General features: G+C 35.5%; 15 protein-coding genes. All 15 read left to right on the top strand.

The features are described 5' to 3' along the window. Positions 1-41: 41 nt before the first annotated feature. Positions 42-911 carry a 4-hydroxy-tetrahydrodipicolinate synthase gene (gene dapA, locus KQI49_RS07745; protein ID WP_216487798.1) on the top strand — a complete coding sequence of 290 codons (870 nt, stop codon included), beginning with the start codon at positions 42-44 and terminating at the stop codon, positions 909-911. A 143-nt stretch (positions 912-1,054) separates the two neighbouring features. After that, positions 1,055-1,804, top strand: a complete 750-nt coding sequence (locus tag KQI49_RS07740; protein WP_216487797.1) for a ClpP family protease — start codon at positions 1,055-1,057, stop codon at positions 1,802-1,804. Beyond that, a complete protein-coding gene (locus KQI49_RS07735; protein ID WP_216487796.1) occupies positions 1,801-2,010 on the top strand; it encodes a YlzJ-like family protein in 210 nt (69 codons plus the stop codon). The genes KQI49_RS07740 and KQI49_RS07735 overlap by 4 nt, the downstream gene beginning before the upstream one ends. Before the next feature lie 128 nt (positions 2,011-2,138). Continuing rightward, entirely contained in the window at positions 2,139-4,418 is a 2,280-nt protein-coding gene (locus tag KQI49_RS07730) for an FtsK/SpoIIIE family DNA translocase (RefSeq protein ID WP_216487795.1), read from the top strand. A gap of 330 nt (positions 4,419-4,748) precedes the next feature. Beyond that, positions 4,749-5,474 carry a GntR family transcriptional regulator gene (locus tag KQI49_RS07725; protein ID WP_216487794.1) on the top strand — a complete coding sequence of 242 codons (726 nt, stop codon included), beginning with the start codon at positions 4,749-4,751 and terminating at the stop codon, positions 5,472-5,474. 93 nt (positions 5,475-5,567) lie between these two features. Next, positions 5,568-6,689: a BMP family lipoprotein gene (locus KQI49_RS07720; RefSeq protein ID WP_216487793.1), complete on the top strand. Its 1,122-nt coding sequence runs from the start codon at positions 5,568-5,570 to the stop codon at positions 6,687-6,689. Between the two features lie 524 nt (positions 6,690-7,213). Beyond that, positions 7,214-8,740 (top strand): ABC transporter ATP-binding protein, encoded by a 1,527-nt coding sequence (locus KQI49_RS07715; protein ID WP_216487792.1) that lies wholly within the window; start codon positions 7,214-7,216, stop codon positions 8,738-8,740. Further along, on the top strand, positions 8,740-9,786 hold the full coding sequence (locus tag KQI49_RS07710; RefSeq protein ID WP_216487791.1) for an ABC transporter permease: 1,047 nt from the start codon (positions 8,740-8,742) through the stop codon (positions 9,784-9,786). The genes KQI49_RS07715 and KQI49_RS07710 overlap by 1 nt, the downstream gene beginning before the upstream one ends. Then, positions 9,787-10,740 carry an ABC transporter permease gene (locus KQI49_RS07705; RefSeq protein WP_216487790.1) on the top strand — a complete coding sequence of 318 codons (954 nt, stop codon included), beginning with the start codon at positions 9,787-9,789 and terminating at the stop codon, positions 10,738-10,740. A 257-nt stretch (positions 10,741-10,997) separates the two neighbouring features. Continuing rightward, positions 10,998-12,287, top strand: coding sequence for an EF-P 5-aminopentanol modification-associated protein YfmF (gene yfmF, locus KQI49_RS07700; protein ID WP_216487789.1), 1,290 nt, complete (start codon positions 10,998-11,000; stop codon positions 12,285-12,287). After that, positions 12,280-13,563 (top strand): EF-P 5-aminopentanol modification-associated protein YfmH, encoded by a 1,284-nt coding sequence (yfmH, locus tag KQI49_RS07695; protein ID WP_216487788.1) that lies wholly within the window; start codon positions 12,280-12,282, stop codon positions 13,561-13,563. The genes yfmF and yfmH overlap by 8 nt, the downstream gene beginning before the upstream one ends. Position 13,564: 1 nt before the next feature. Further along, positions 13,565-14,281, top strand: coding sequence for an elongation factor P 5-aminopentanone reductase (gene ymfI, locus KQI49_RS07690; protein ID WP_216487787.1), 717 nt, complete (start codon positions 13,565-13,567; stop codon positions 14,279-14,281). 83 nt (positions 14,282-14,364) lie between these two features. Then, on the top strand, positions 14,365-14,622 hold the full coding sequence (locus KQI49_RS07685; RefSeq protein WP_216487786.1) for a DUF3243 domain-containing protein: 258 nt from the start codon (positions 14,365-14,367) through the stop codon (positions 14,620-14,622). A gap of 176 nt (positions 14,623-14,798) precedes the next feature. After that, complete coding sequence (locus KQI49_RS07680) at positions 14,799-15,590, top strand: DUF3388 domain-containing protein (RefSeq protein WP_216487785.1); 792 nt, start codon at positions 14,799-14,801, stop codon at positions 15,588-15,590. A gap of 17 nt (positions 15,591-15,607) precedes the next feature. Further along, positions 15,608-16,477, top strand: coding sequence for a helix-turn-helix domain-containing protein (locus KQI49_RS07675; protein ID WP_216487784.1), 870 nt, complete (start codon positions 15,608-15,610; stop codon positions 16,475-16,477). Positions 16,478-16,494: the final 17 nt, after the last annotated feature.

Here is a 16,494-nt window from a genome sequence, read left to right as displayed (position 1 = left end):
GCATAGCAGATATTGAGTGCATAGAAAGAAGGTGGATTGTCATGGATTTTGGTAAAGTTTTAACAGCAATGGTAACTCCCTTTGACAACCGAGGTAATGTTGATTTTGAACAAACGACTATACTAATTGATTATCTTCTCGCTAATGGTACAGAAGGTTTGGTCATTACAGGAACGACTGGGGAGTCTCCAACCTTATCTGAGACTGAAAAAATAAAATTGTATCAACATGTTGTAAAAGCTGTTAATAAACGGGTTCCTGTCATCGCTGGTACAGGAAGTAACAATACAGCTTCTACGATTGCCTTAACTAAAGAAGCTGAAAAATGTGGTGTCGATGGTATTATGCTCGTCACACCGTATTATAATAAACCTAACCAACAAGGTTTATATCAACACTTTAAGTCAATTGCAGAAGAAACATCTCTCCCTATTATGTTGTATAATATTCCAGGTAGATCATCTGTCAATATGTCTGGAGAAACGATTATAGATTTAAGTAAAATTGATAATATTGTTTCCGTAAAAGATGCCAGTGGAGACTTTAATCAAGTATGTGACATAATTGAGAATACAGATAAAAAATTTACGGTTTATAGTGGTGAGGATGGATTGACGTTGCCGTTGATGGCTGTGGGAACACAAGGTGTTGTCTCTGTCTCTTCTCATATTATCGGTAATGAAATGCAATCGATGATAAAAGCATTTATTGCAGGAAATGTGCAGGAAGCAGCCGAAATACATCGCCAATTGCTTCCTATTATGACTGGATTATTCAAGGCCCCTTCACCCGTCCCTGTAAAAGCTGCCTTGCAAATGAGAGGCATTGAAGTTGGCGGTGTTCGCTTGCCCCTTGTTGAATTAACAGAATCAGAAAAAGAAAATTTACAGAAGATAATTGATGAAATTTAAATTACAGTAAATGAGAGATTGAGCATCGATTTAAATCGATGCTTTTTCTTATGTTTTTATTTGAGTAACTATATAACACATTATTTTTTTGATTAGGAACATACTAAAGACAGATTATAGAATAGAAGGAGTGTTCCTAGATAATGGATGAGAATAAAGGATTGCAAAATAAAGATGAGCGAGAGGAAAAAGAGGAGGAAAATCAGCCGAAATCGTCATCATTGGTTGAAAAAATTCAACAATTAGGACAAACGAATGTTCCACAAGCTCCTGATTCAAATATACATGTTTTATCAATTATCGGACAAATAGAAGGACATGTTCAACTACCACCACAAAATAAAACTACAAAATATGAGCATGTTCTCCCACAATTAATAGCAATTGAACAAAATCCAAAAATAGAAGGATTAGTAATTATTTTAAACACAGTAGGCGGAGATGTTGAGGCTGGACTTGCATTATCGGAAATGATTGCTTCTATCTCAAAACCTACCGTCTCTATCGTTTTAGGTGGAGGGCATTCAATAGGCGTACCGATTGCCGTAGCTTCAGATTATTCTTTTATCGTTCCGACAGCTACAATGACCATTCATCCTATCAGACTAACCGGGTTAGTTATTGGTGTGCCGCAAACTTTTGAATACTTAGATAAAATGCAAGAAAGAGTTATTCAATTTGTTGTCTCTCATTCAAACATTAAAGAAGAGAAATTTAAAGAGCTTATGTTTGCAAAAGGAAATCTAACACGAGATATAGGTACAAATGTCGTTGGAGAAGATGCAGTTGAATACGGCTTAATTGATGAAGTCGGGGGCGTTAAAAATGCCATGAAAAAAGTTAATCAGTTTATTGATGAAAATCAAACAGGACAGAAAGGGGTCATCCAATGATTTTGTATACACCATTATCTGAAACAGATATATTTCCTACCTCGGAAGACACATATAATAAGCGTTGTTGTGTCACACATAACGGTAAAATGTTATATGTAGAAGAGACTTCAAGTGGTTCATATGAATTATTACAGTTATTATCAACTGATCCTCACGATTTTATGGATGCAACATTTAATCCAGGTACTACATTTAAAGGTTAAGCTAGTCTATTTTCATCTTAACTTCACAGCCATTTATGCTATACTAAGATTATGAATCCATATCCCCCTTTGCTTTGGTGCAGGGGGTTCTGTTATTAATGTAGTTTTATCTTTTGGAGTGATACTTAATGGCTAAAAAGCGAAGAAAAAGGAAGAATAATTTAAAAAATAAAGTGAAACATGAACTTTTGGGACTTCTTTTTATATTTCTAGCTGTCTTTGGTAGTGGTGCTAGTGTGATTAGTGATGGAGCAATACCGGGAGGATTAGAGAATATTTTTCGCTTTTTCTTAGGTATATGGTATTTTGTCGCTCCTATTTTTTTATTCATTACTGGTATCATGTTACTTATTAAAAGGCGTTATCCTGACTTCACACATAAAAAAATTATTGGATTTTACATATTTTTATTTGGGATATTATTACTAACCCACATTCAAACTTTCGAACGTCTGATTAATATTGGAGAAATTTCTATTATAAAAGCCACTTGGCATTATTTTACAGCCTTTTTAAATGGGCAAGGCCCTGCCACAAATATAGGTGGAGGTATGGTGGGAGCCATAAGCTTTACTTTTTGTTATTATTTATTTTCATCTGCTGGAGCAAAAATTGTTGCTGTTTTTTCTATGATAATAGGATTTATCTTTATGACAGAGTATTCTTTGGGAGACTTATTTTCAAAACTTATGTCTAAAATAACTGGTATTTATAGTAGAGTTAAGAATAAATGGCAGAGTAATAGAGAAGAAAAGAAAGCTTTGAAAAATATCGAGATATCGACACCAGAAATTAACAAAACTTCAGATTCAAACGCTAATCCTGAACCAGACATTGATGATTTCGTCGAGGTAGCCTATTCTATGAATGAGAAAGAAATTAGGTCTCAGGATGAACTAGAATCAAGCGAAAATAATGGAGTGAAAGAGGATCAAGATGAAAAAGCCTTGTCTGATTCTTTACCGCTTATCGAATCAGAGAACTATGAATATGTTCTTCCAGCTTTAGATCTCTTGGCAGAGCCTGCCTATAATTCCCAGCAACAAGAAAAGTCTCAAATCCAAGCAACAGTAAGGAAATTAGAAAAGACATTCCAAAGTTTTGGTGTTAAGGCCAGAGTAACTAAAGTACATGTAGGTCCGGCCGTGACCAAATATGAAGTTGCGCCTGAAGCTGGTGTGAAAGTCAGTAGAATAGTCAGTTTACATGACGATTTAGCATTGGCTCTTGCGGCAAAAGATATTAGAATTGAAGCACCAATCCCAGGAAAATCAGCAGTAGGGATTGAAGTTCCGAATCAAGAAGTTGCTATGGTTTCTCTAAGAGAAGTTATCGACAGTACGATAAACAACCATTCTTCAAAACTATTAGTAGCTTTGGGAAGGGATATTTCTGGTGATGCAGTGGTGGCAGAGTTGAATAAAATGCCTCACTTATTAATAGCTGGAGCTACTGGAAGCGGGAAAAGTGTTTGTGTCAATGGGATTATAACGACTATTTTAATGCGTGCAAAACCACATGAAGTAAAAATGATGATGATTGACCCGAAAAAAGTTGAACTAAACGTTTACAATGGAATACCTCATTTACTTGCTCCGGTTGTGACTGATCCTAAAAAAGCAGCTCGTGCCTTGCAAAAGGTTGTAGCAGAGATGGAGCGTCGTTATGAGTTATTCTCTGACAGTGGGACAAGAAACATAGAGGGTTATAATGAGTATATTCAAAAATATAACGAGGTGTCCGAGGATGATCAACCACATCTTCCTTATATTGTAGTATTAGTAGACGAGCTTGCTGATTTAATGATGGTCGCCTCTAGTGATGTAGAAGACGCAATTACAAGACTAGCGCAAATGGCGAGAGCGGCAGGAATTCACTTGATTATTGCTACACAACGTCCCTCTGTTGATGTCATTACAGGGGTTATTAAAGCCAATATACCTTCTAGAATAGCTTTCAGTGTATCTTCTCAAACAGATTCTAGAACGATACTAGACTCAGGTGGGGCCGAAAAATTATTAGGACGCGGTGATATGCTATTCATGCCTGTAGGTGATTCAAAACCAACAAGAGTACAGGGTGCTTTCTTATCTGACAATGAAGTGGAACGAATTGTTGATCACTGTGTAGACCAACAAAAAGCATCGTACCAGGAAGAAATGATTCCAGAAGACACAAACGAAGTAAAATCTGAAGTTGACGATGAAATATACGAAGATGCTGTACAGCTAGTAGTAGAAATGCAGACTGCTAGTGTTTCAATGTTGCAACGTAGATTTCGAATCGGCTATACCAGAGCAGCCAGGTTGATTGACGCCATGGAAGATCGCGGAGTGGTTGGCCCTTATGAAGGAAGTAAACCTAGAACTGTGCTTATCTCACAAACATCTGAAGAATTACCTTCATAATCGTTTAAACAGATGAGAGTAATTATTAAAGTCAACATAAAATAAACAGCACTTAACATGACCTGCCTATACACACAATATAAGGATAGGTCATGTTATGTTGTCTGCATAAAATACTAGTTATTATGATTGAAAGATATTCTGAAATGAGGTAAACATATTTATAAAAAATATAATTAAATCTCATTCGATTATTTCCGATAAAAAATTATGATTTTCGCCCTATAACTGTTTTAATTTAAATGAATTAATGGTATATTAGTTCTAGAAGGCCGTCATACGTCAGATGTCTGACATCAAGTTAAACTGTTTACATAAAGGGGGGCTGTCATGACTATTAAATCAGATTCTCGCCATTTATATTTACAAGTTATTGATAGAATTAAACGAGAAATTGAAAAAGGAAACTATAAGGAAAATGAAAAGTTACCATCCGAGTTCGATCTTTCCAAAATGCTAGGTGTTTCACGAGCGACGTTAAGGGAAGCTTTAAGAATACTAGAGGAGGACAATGTCGTTACGCGCCGCCATGGAGTAGGGACTTTTGTTAATCCTAAGCCAGTTTTCACTTCCGGTATTGAAGAGTTAACTAGTGTAACACATATGATTAAGGAGTCTGGTAAAAATCCTGGTGTCCAATTTCTATCAATTGAGCAAATTGATGCAACAAAGGACGATTGTAATAAATTCAATAATCAGCACTTGAAAAAGGTTGCCAAGATTGAACGTATTCGAACTGCTAATAATGATCCTGTTGTATTTTGTATTGATAAAATTCCGGAAGGCTTAATTTCATTAGAGGCAGCTCATAAAGAAGATTCAATCTTTAAATTAATTGAAGACCAAGCAAAAAAAAGAATCACCTATGCAGTTACCTATATAGAACCTGTAAGTTATCATCCGGAAATTTATGACATATTAAAGTGCAGTTCCGATCAATCTTTATTACTGCTAAAGCAAATGCATTATACAGAAGATGATGAAGCATTTCTATATTCAGCGAATTATTTCCGTTCAGATCGCTTTAGCTTCCATGTATTAAGGAAGAGATTGTAAGGGTTTTCACTCAATGAATGAAGGAGGTGATCCTGGGAATATTAAGTGAATGTTCAATTAATCTATTAGATCAAAATAAGGGAGGAAATTACCTTGAGAAAAAGTAAGTTCATATTATTATTAACAGTTTTACTTAGTTTAGGTTTTATTTTAGCAGCTTGCGGCGGGTCGAATGATGAAGGTGAATCGGACGCAGGGCAAGACAATGCGGATAATGAAGCAACAGAGGAAGATGGCGGAGATACTGATTTTAAGGCAGCTCTTGTAACCGATGTTGGTGGGGTCGATGATAAATCATTTAACCAGTCTGCTTGGGAAGGCTTGCAAGCCTGGGGTGAAGAACATGGTCTTGAAAAAGGTGATGGATTTGATTATGCTCAATCCGAAGCTGATGCCGACTATCTACCAAACTTAACACGCTTAGTTCGTGATGATTATGATCTATTATTTGGTATTGGTTTTAAATTAGAAGATGCAATTGGAAAAATTGCTGATCAGAATCCAGATAACCACTTTGCTATTGTTGACGCTGTAGTTGAAGGGGATAATGTAGCAAGTATTACTTTTGCTGATAATGAAAGTTCATTTTTAGCTGGTGTTGCAGCAGCTCATAAAACTAATACTGATAAATTAGGATTTATCGGTGGAGTTGAATCAGATATAATTAAAGCATTTGAAGTAGGTTTTGTTGCAGGTGCTAAATCAGTTAACCCTGACATTGATGTTAAAGTTCAATATGCGGGTGCTTTCGATGCTGCTGACGATGGGAAGCTAATTGCTTCAAGCATGTATAATGAAGATAGAGACATTATTTTCCACGCAGCAGGTGGAACAGGAAATGGTCTTTTTGCTCAAGCTAAAGACATTAAGAAAAACGACCCTGATCGTGAAATTTGGGCAATTGGTGTAGACCGTGACCAACACGATGAAGGTGAAATTGATGGTAATAACATTACCTTAACTTCAGTTGTCAAGCGCGTTGATAATGCTGTACAAGAAGTAAGTAACCAATCAATGGATGGCGAATTCCCTGGCGGAGAAGTTCTTGAGTTAGGCCTGTCTGATGATGCGGTTGGATACACAACAACTAACGAAGACGCTATGACAGATGACATTATTGATGAAGTGGAAGAGTGGAAAGAAAAAATCATTAATGGTGATGTGAAGGTACCTCATAACGATGCTGAATTAAAAGATTTTGAAGCAGATTTATAATTTGTAAAAAAAGGTTGGGACATAAGTATTTTAGTTAATTTAAAAACGAACGTAATAAAGTATATTTATATAAATATACACCTTTTCAAGTCAGCGTAGGAAAAATACGTAGACTCCTTGAAAAAATCGCGATGTTACGCTGTCGTAGAATTACTTGCCAGTGGGATATGAGGCCAGACGCGCCCCCACAGTGCGTTATGAATGATGGAAGACTAAATTCGCAACGTCCTGTCGCAACGCCTTCATGACCAACATCCTGTTGGCCCGGGGCTCATCAGCCTCCCACGGAAAGTGAAGTATTTTTCCGAAGCGAATAACGCTTACTTAAAAATGTGTTCGTCGTTTAATAACCAATACTTATTTTTGTCCCAACCTCTTAATAAAACAAACAATTAAGCATCAATCTAGAAAATGATGATATTGAAAGTATCCAAATGAAGAGTAATTGTATAAATTTTCTGGTCTCTTCATTTGGTTATTTTTATATCACTTATTAAATGGACTAAAAAGGAGTGAACCCAAGCATGGATTATGTTGTAGAAATGCTGGATATCAGAAAAGAATTTCCTGGTATTATTGCAAATAATAATGTAACCGTTCAACTAAAAAAAGGAGAAATTCATGCTCTATTAGGAGAAAACGGTGCAGGAAAATCCACTTTAATGAATGTGCTTTTTGGATTATATCAACCAGAAAAGGGAGAAATTCGCGTCAGAGGTGAACAGGTTAAAATTACCGATCCAAACGTGGCTAATGACTTAGGAATTGGAATGGTGCACCAACACTTTATGTTAATCGACACATTTACTGTCACTCAAAACATAATCTTGGGAAGTGAACCAACCGTAGGCGGTAAGATAAATATAAAAAAAGCAGAAAAAGAGATACAAGAGTTATCAGATCAATATGGATTACGAGTTGACCCTCGAGCTAAAGTAAGAGATATTTCTGTTGGAATGCAACAACGCGTTGAAATATTAAAAACTCTTTACCGGGGAGCAGATGTGTTAATATTAGACGAACCTACAGCTGTTTTGACGCCACAAGAAATAGATGAATTAATTGATATTATGAAATCTCTAGTTAAAGAAGGAAAGTCAATTATTCTTATTACTCATAAATTAAAGGAAATTATGCGTGCGTGTGATCGTTGTACTGTTATCCGAAAAGGTGAGGGGATTGGAACTGTAAACGTAGCTGACACCAATACTACGGAACTAGCGACAATGATGGTTGGGCGCAGTATTAGTTTTGAAACAGAAAAATCCCAAGCGAAACCACAAGATACTATTTTAAAAATTAATGACCTTGTTGTAAAAGACAGTCGGAAATTAGAGGCGGTAAAAGGGTTAGACTTAGAAGTTAGAGCAGGTGAAATTGTAGGAATAGCTGGAATTGATGGAAATGGACAAACAGAATTAATTGAGGCTGTTACTGGTTTAACAAAATCTGAATCCGGGTCCATCAAGTTAAGGGATAAAGAAATAATGAATCTTTCTCCACGGAAAGTAACAGAGAGCGGGTTAGCTCATATCCCACAAGATCGACACAAATATGGTCTCGTACTTGATGTCTCTATCGGGGAAAATATGGTTTTACAAACATATTATCAAAAACCATTTTCAAAATGGTCTATTCTTAATTACAAAGAGATTTTTAAGAAAGCAGAAACGTTGATAGATGAATATGATGTTAGAACTCCTACAATCCATACAAAGGCACGAGCATTATCAGGAGGTAACCAACAAAAAGCCATTATAAGTCGTGAAGTTGACCGATCACCTGACATACTTATTGCTGCGCAACCGACACGTGGCTTAGATGTTGGAGCAATTGAATTTATTCACAATCGGCTGATAGAAGAAAGAGATAAAGGAAAAGCTATTTTACTTATATCATTTGAACTTGATGAAATACTAGATTTAAGTGATAAGATTGCTGTTATGTTTGATGGGAAAATAGTTGCTACGCGTAAGCCTGAAGAAACTAGTGAGCAGGAAATCGGTTTATTAATGGCTGGTAGTAATCAAGGGAAAGCAGGTGTTGAATAATGGCAACTAATCGACTATTTAATATATTAGTACCTGTTATTTCGGTATTACTTGGATTAATTGCCGGTGGTATTTTAATGCTAGGCTTTGGCTATAATCCAATTCAAGGTTATATAGCCTTATGGCAGGGAGCATTCGGAGATCGTTATTTCATTGGTGAAACTTTAAGACAAGTGACTCCACTAATATTAACGGGATTAGCTGTAGCATTTGCATTTAGAGCTAATCTTTTCAATATTGGTGCAGAAGGACAAGTGTTCGTAGGATGGCTTGCGGCTGTCTGGGTCGGTCTTGCTTTTGATTTGCCAACAATCATTCATTTACCTTTAGCTGTTATAGTTGCTGCGGTTGCTGGAGCAATATGGGGATTTATCCCGGGCCTATTGAAAGCGACAAGAGGGGTTCATGAAGTTATTGTTACAATTATGCTCAACTATACTGCACTATATAGTGCGAACGCTATAGTCAGACATGTTTTGACAGATAATCGAGATTCAACTGAGATTGTTCCTGACTCTGCTTCCCTTTCTTCTGAATGGTTACAGAGTCTAACAGATTTTTCACGGCTCCATTACGGTATCCTTATTGCTCTATTTGTAGCGGTCATCATGTGGTTTATTATTGAAAGAACAACTCTTGGGTACGAATTGAAATCAGTAGGTTTCAATCCAGATGCCTCGAAATATGCAGGTATGAATGTTAAACGTAATATTATCCTATCCATGGTTATATCTGGGGCATTTGCTGGTCTTGCAGGAGCTATGGAAGGATTAGGCACATTCGGTTATATGTCTGTACAATCTGGTTTTACAAACTTAGGGTTCGATGGAATTGCAGTAGCACTTTTAGGAGCAAATACTGCACCTGGGGTAGTGATAGCAGCACTGTTATTTGGTGGATTAAAAGTTGGAGCATTAAATATGCCTACCCAAGCTGGTGTGCCGAATGAGTTAGTTGATATTATTATTGCACTCATCATTTTCTTTGTTGCTTCAAGCTACTTAATTCGTTGGATCATTCTTCGCTTTAAAAAGGAGGAAAAATAAATGTTAGATGTATTGCACTCAATTGTTCCGACGGCACTTTTCTTTTCGGCACCCTTAATATTTACTGCATTAGGCGGGGTATTCAGTGAACGATCCGGTGTAGTAAATATTGGATTAGAAGGCTTAATGGTCATGGGAGCGTTCGTTGGAATTGTTTTTAACTTAACATTTGCTGACGTTTTCGGTGGATGGACGCCTTGGATATCTATTCTTGTTGCTATGGTAATATCAGCTTTATTTTCTATTATTCATGCTGTTGCATCAGTTTCCCTTAGGGCGGATCAGGTAGTGAGCGGGGTTGCCATTAACTTCTTAGCACTTGGTCTGGGCGTGTTTTTAACAAAAGAATGGTACGGAAAAGGGCAAACAGATATGGTTGATGTGCCTTTCTACACTCAAAACATCCCATTTTTATCTGATATACCTGTAGTAGGACCTTTATTATTCAAAGGAATCTATCTTACTTCATATTTAGCAATAATATTAGCTTTTGTTGCTTGGTATGTTCTTTATAAAACTCCATTTGGACTAAGATTACGCGCTGTTGGGGAGCATCCAATGGCTGCTGATACGAATGGTATTAACGTTTATAAAATGCGTTATGTTGCTGTTATTATTTCTGGTGCACTTGGTGGTCTTGGCGGTTCTGTTTATGCTTTGACGATTGCTATGAACTTTTCACATGCAACGATTGTTGGTCAAGGTTTTATGTCACTCGCTGCCGTTATTTTTGGTAAGTGGCATCCTTTAGGAGCAATGGGAGCCGCGTTATTCTTTGGGCTTGCACAAAGCTTAAGTGTCGTCGGTTCAAGTGTGCCAGTGCTTTCAAATGTTCCGCAAGTGTTCTTGTTAATCGCTCCATATGTCCTAACAATACTGGCTCTAGCAGGATTTATAGGACGTGCAGAAGCTCCAAAAGCAAATGGTGAACCGTATATAAAAGGAAGTAGATAATAATTGAATTTTCAAAATCTGGCTTACATATGTAAGTCAGATTTTTTATGCGTATCGAATGGTTTTTTAAACTTACAGAAGCCTAGGCATTTATTATAATTGGATTCCTTAAAAAATTAGTGATAAACTATCCATACTAATAGTTGCCATATTTTAGGTGATTACATTAACGAATGTAATCAGTAGTGATTATGAATTACAAAAGAGTACAAACTAAATCTGAAAATATAATTAAAAAATCGGAGGTTCAGACAGTTATGGTCATGGAAGAAGTTATCCAAATTAACGGATATAATTTACATTTAATACCGACAAAAAAATTTAAAACTATAAACATGGTAGCTAAATTTAAAGCGCCATTAAATAAAAAGGTAATGACAAAGAGAGCCTTACTACCTTATCTTATTCAGCAAGGGCCTAAAGAGTATCCAAGCCGCACAGAATTTCAAGCGAAACTCGATGATTTGTACGGTGCTGCCTTATCTATTGATGGGGCAAAAAAAGGTGATTATCATATAATGAGTTTCAGGTTTGAAGTGGCTAATCAGCATTATATTAAAAATGAATCGTCTATTTTAGGAGATTCCATAAATCTTTTTAACGAGATTATCTTTAATCCAAATGTAGCAGATGATGCGTTTGATTCTGAGTTATTCAAGAGAGAAAAAGAAACCTTAAAGAGAAGAATACGTTCAATTGAAGATGATAAAATGAGTTACGCGAATATGCGATTAATAGATGAGATGTGTGAAAATGAACGTTATAGGATTCATGTGCATGGTTATGAGGAGGAATTAGAACAACTTACTGCTGAGGAATTATATGAATACTATAAGCAAATGATTCAGCAAGATAACTTAGATATATTTCTTGTAGGAGATTTTGATAAAGAAACAATGACAGAATTATTCACCTCACGTTTCAAAAAGGATCGTTCAAGCAATCCGTCATTACATTCATTTAGTGAAGAGGAAAAAAATTCGGCTGAGCGAGTAAAAGAAATAACGGAAAGCCAATCTATTCAGCAAGCTAAATTGCATATTGGATACCGTACGAACGTCAGATTTCAAGACGATGATTATTTTGCACTGCATGTATTTAATGGCATTTTTGGTAGCTTTCCTAGCTCAAAATTATTTTTAAACGTAAGGGAAAAACATAGCTTGGCCTATTATGCTTCTTCTAGAATTGAGAGCCATAAAGGCCTTTTGATTGTTTTTAGTGGGATTGCCCCTGGTGACTATGAAAAGGCTAGAGAAATCATTGAGATGCAAATGATTGCTATGAAAAAAGGTGACTTTACTAATGATGATTTAAGTGAAACAAAAGAATTAATTGTTAATCAATTATTAGAGACTTTAGATAATCCCCAAGGTATAATCGAAATGCTTTATCAACAAGTTATTGCTGCAAAAGATTTAACACCTGATGAATTGATAAGAGGGATAAAACAAGTTACTAAGGATGAGGTTACTGAAGTAGCAAATAAAATTAATGAGGATACTGTTTATTTATTAACGAGCGAAGGAGAGAATTCAGTTGGATAAGCGACATTATGAGAATCTGCAGGAAACAGTATACAGTAAAAAACTTGATAATGGTTTAACGGTATTTTTATTACCTAAATTGGAGATGTCCAAAACTTATGGTATATTCTCAACAAACTATGGATCCATCGATCAAACTTTCATTCCTTTAGATAAACAAGAACAAATCACAGTACCTGAAGGGATAGCTCATTTCTTGGAACATAAGTTATTTGAAAAAGAAGATAGAGACGTATTTGCAGATTTCAGTAGACAAGGTGCATCAGCTAATGCTTTCACTTCTTTTACTCAAACAGCCTATTTATTCGCTTCTACTGAACATGTAAAGAAAAATATCTTAACTTTGATTGATTTTGTTCAAGATCCTTATTTCTCAGATGAGTCGGTTGAAAAAGAAAAAGGGATTATTGGCCAAGAAATTAACATGTATGATGACCAACCTGATTGGCAATCGTTTATGGGGACGCTAAGGGGACTATTCCGTAACCATCCTGTTAATATCGATATAGCAGGTACAGTTGAGTCAATCCAGGCGATTACTAAAGAAGATTTATACACGTGTTATTATACTTTTTACCATCCTGAAAATATGGTTTTGTTTTTAACTGGCAACTTTGAGGCCAAGGAAATAATGGATTTAGTTGAAGATAATCAAAATAACAAAACATTTAAGAAGATGACAGATATTTATCGTGAAATTCCTAATGAGCCTCGAGAAGCTGCTTTGAAAGAAAATAAAATTATTATGCCTGTGACCGTTCCGAAATGCACGATAGGCATCAAGGAGTCGACTTCTCACTTAAAAGGTAAAGATTTCTTAAAAAGAGAATTGCTTCAAGAAATGATTTTATCTTATTACTTCTCTAAGGGAGGAGAGTTTTATCAAACTCTTTATGAAGAAGATTTAATTGATGCAAGCTTTTTCTATGAGACAAATCTTGATCGTAGTTTTGGCTACTCGATAATTGGAGGGAATACCAATCAACCTGATATCCTTTCGCAGAGGATTAAAGAATTGCTATTTTCCACAGGTGAAAGTCGGATTCCAGCAAAAGATATTGAACGCATGAAAAAGAAAAAAATTGGACAAATTTTTCAAGGGATGAATTCACTAGAGTTTATTGCTAGCAGGTATATCCATTATCATACATTTGGAATTGACTTTTTTGAACTGCCCGCAATGATTCAAAATTTGACTAGTGAAGATGTGGATAAATTTCTTAAAGGTTGGATTGAAGAAGACCGATTGACAGTATGCAAAATTGAGGCCAAGTAGAATGAAAGGTAATGTTTTAATTATTGGGGCAAGTGGGGATATAGGTAGTGCGATTGCGATAAAATTAGGCCAAGAAGGTTATCAACTACTATTACATTACAATCAAAATAAAGAAAAAATCAATAACATACGTGCTCAACTTCGGACTGAGTTAATTTTATCTGAAATACAAGCGGATTTAAGCGATGATCAGGATATTAAACGATTAATAACTGAAATTGTTTTCAAAGTAGATCATCTCATTTTTGCAAGTGGAAATGCTTACTATGGTTTACTTCAAGATACTTCTGCAGAAATAATGGATAAGATGTTATCAATTCATGTTAAAGCACCTATGTTGATTTCAAAATTTTTACTACCTGCGATGATTCAACAAAATTCTGGTAGCATACTTGTTATATCTTCAATTTGGGGAAGTGTCGGAGCGAGTAATGAAGTTGTATATTCGACTGTCAAAGGAGCTCAGAATAGCTTTGTTAAATCATTATCAAAAGAAATCGCTGTTAGTGGTGTTTCAGTGAACGCTGTAAGCCCCGGATTTATTGATACGAAGATGAACAAACAGCTCTCTAAAGAAGAAAAAGAAATGACACTGCAAGATATTCCTTTGAAACGGGCAGGTGAGCCTAGTGAAATTGCACATTTAGTATCTTTCCTAATTGACCAGCCTTCAAAATCCATTCACGGTCAGATTATAGGTATTGATGGAGCTTGGTGATTAGTCACAGCCCTCCTTTAAATATGTATAAACTCTTGAGTTCGTTAAATACTATATATGAATAATTTGAAGGAGGAATAATGATGTCAGTACTCGAAAACTTCGATTCATGGAAAAGCTTCTTGGCAAATAGGTTAGAACAAGCAAAATCTGAAGGAATGTCCGAGCAGACTATATCCAATGTTGCTTATGAAATTGGAGATTATTTAGCAAGTAATGTAGATGTAAAGAACGACGAATCCGCCGTTTTAAGAGAACTATGGAATGCTGCCTCCAAAGAAGAACAGCAGGCGATAGCTAATTCAATGGTTAAGCTAGTTCAAAACGAACAGTCTCATTAATTGCTCTAATGAAGAAGCTGTCAAGGCAGCTTCTTTTTTAGAAAAATTTTTTTACTTTAATAGTGAATTTACTTTTAACTATCATCATAATGATTTATTATAGATATGAGAATTGCAATTATATAAATGATTCGTTAACATTAAGAAAACAAACTGTATATATAAAGGAGATTTTTATGGACAGAACAGAGTGGTATCTTGAATATGAGATCCTAACAAACCGTCCTGGATTACTTGGAGATATATCTTCTTTATTAGGTATGTTATCAATAAATATAATAATGATTAATGGTGTTGAAAATGGAAAACGTGGTATGTTAATTCTTTCTAAATATGATGATCAAGTGACACGGTTAAGATCCATTTTACAAACAATGGATACAATTCGTCTTACCAAACTTAGAAAACCAAATTTAAGAGATAAATTAGCGGTCAGACATGGGAAATATATTCATCGTGATATTGAAAATCGAAAAATTATTCGTTTTGTCAGGAATGAACTTGGTTTACTAGTGGACTTCATGGCTGAACTTTATAAAAATGAAGGTCACAAATTAATTGGCATGCGTGGAATGCCACGAGTAGGTAAAACAGAATCAATTGTAGCGGCCAGTGTCAGTGCAAATAAACGCTGGTTGTTTGTATCAAGCACGCTACTTAAACAAACAGTTCGCAATCAATTAATACAAGGGGAATATAGCCCAGATAATATATATATAATTGATGGAGTTGTGTCGAAAAATAGAGCAAATGAAAAACATTGGCAATTGATAAGAGAAATAATGCAATTACCTGCAGTTAAGGTAGTTGAGCACCCCGATATTTTTGTGCAAGCAACTGAATATAATTTGGATGATTTTGATTATATTATCGAATTACGCAGTCATGAAGATGAAGAAATTACATACGACGAAGTAGAAAAAGCTCAATTTAATCAAGGTGATGGCTTTTCAATGTTCGATTTTTAAATTGGATGGTGTTATTTATGGGAATTGGCGCGAGATTAAAAGAGGCCAGGGAAGAGAAAGGTATATCGTTAGAAAGCTTGCAGGAAACGACCAAAATACAAAAAAGATACCTTCAAGCTATAGAAGAAGAAAACTTTAATATTTTACCAGGTAGATTTTATGCTCGGGCATTTATTAAAGAATATGCATTAGCAGTCAACATTAATGTTGATGAATTATTTGAAGAGTATGAAGATGATTTACCAAAGCCTGAAGAACAGACAAGTACACAATATACAAGAATGCAAAGGACACGAAAAGAAACTAATTTATCGAAAAATAGTGCATTGTTCTCCATTATCCCAACAGTTATTGTTGTCTTATTGATTATAGGGGTTATTTTTGCGGTATGGTTTTTCATGTTCGAAGGATCATCGAGTAATGAAGAGATTAAGACGGACGAAGAACAAGGTGACAATACATTTACTCGTAGTGACAATGATCAAAATAATGATAATGCAGATACCGAAGATGAAGATGTCGATGAAGAAGACGAGACAGAAGAAAATGATAGTGATCTCGGTATAGAAATTGTTGATGAAGATTCAGAAGGTCAATCTGGAACCGTTTTTGAATTAAGTAATACAAGTGATGATACAAATCTAATATTAGAGTCAAGGGGAGAAACTTGGCTGGAAATTGTGAATGATCAGGATGAGCAGCTTTATTACGGCATTTTAAGTGAAGCGGATTCGCCAGAAGAGATTGATATTAGTGATGAAAAAGAACTTTATTTTAGTATCGGGAATGCATCTGTACTTGATATTAAATTTAATGATCTTGATTTTGAATATCCATCAAACCCCAACGATAATGTAGTGCAAAAATTCTGGGTGAATATTAAGTAAAAGATTACTATAGACCA

Origin of the sequence: Virgibacillus sp. MSJ-26 (assembly GCF_018918075.1) — a bacterium.
Taxonomy (GTDB): Bacteria; Bacillota; Bacilli; order Bacillales; family Amphibacillaceae; genus MSJ-26.
The sequence above is the reverse complement of the archived record's forward strand: the minus strand, read 5'-3'. Positions and strand labels throughout refer to the sequence as shown.

Bases quoted from the DNA above. Each gene is read 5' to 3' on its own strand.
- dapA (WP_216487798.1), top strand. From the start codon at position 42: ATGGATTTTGGTAAAGTTTTAACAGCAATGGTAACTCCCTTTGACAAC.
- KQI49_RS07740 (WP_216487797.1), top strand. From the start codon at position 1,055: ATGGATGAGAATAAAGGATTGCAAAATAAAGATGAGCGAGAGGAAAAA.
- KQI49_RS07735 (WP_216487796.1), top strand. From the start codon at position 1,801: ATGATTTTGTATACACCATTATCTGAAACAGATATATTTCCTACCTCG.
- KQI49_RS07730 (WP_216487795.1), top strand. From the start codon at position 2,139: ATGGCTAAAAAGCGAAGAAAAAGGAAGAATAATTTAAAAAATAAAGTG.
- KQI49_RS07725 (WP_216487794.1), top strand. From the start codon at position 4,749: ATGACTATTAAATCAGATTCTCGCCATTTATATTTACAAGTTATTGAT.
- KQI49_RS07715 (WP_216487792.1), top strand. From the start codon at position 7,214: ATGGATTATGTTGTAGAAATGCTGGATATCAGAAAAGAATTTCCTGGT.
- KQI49_RS07710 (WP_216487791.1), top strand. From the start codon at position 8,740: ATGGCAACTAATCGACTATTTAATATATTAGTACCTGTTATTTCGGTA.
- KQI49_RS07705 (WP_216487790.1), top strand. From the start codon at position 9,787: ATGTTAGATGTATTGCACTCAATTGTTCCGACGGCACTTTTCTTTTCG.
- yfmF (WP_216487789.1), top strand. From the start codon at position 10,998: ATGGTCATGGAAGAAGTTATCCAAATTAACGGATATAATTTACATTTA.
- ymfI (WP_216487787.1), top strand. From the start codon at position 13,565: ATGAAAGGTAATGTTTTAATTATTGGGGCAAGTGGGGATATAGGTAGT.
- KQI49_RS07685 (WP_216487786.1), top strand. From the start codon at position 14,365: ATGTCAGTACTCGAAAACTTCGATTCATGGAAAAGCTTCTTGGCAAAT.
- KQI49_RS07680 (WP_216487785.1), top strand. From the start codon at position 14,799: ATGGACAGAACAGAGTGGTATCTTGAATATGAGATCCTAACAAACCGT.
- KQI49_RS07675 (WP_216487784.1), top strand. From the start codon at position 15,608: ATGGGAATTGGCGCGAGATTAAAAGAGGCCAGGGAAGAGAAAGGTATA.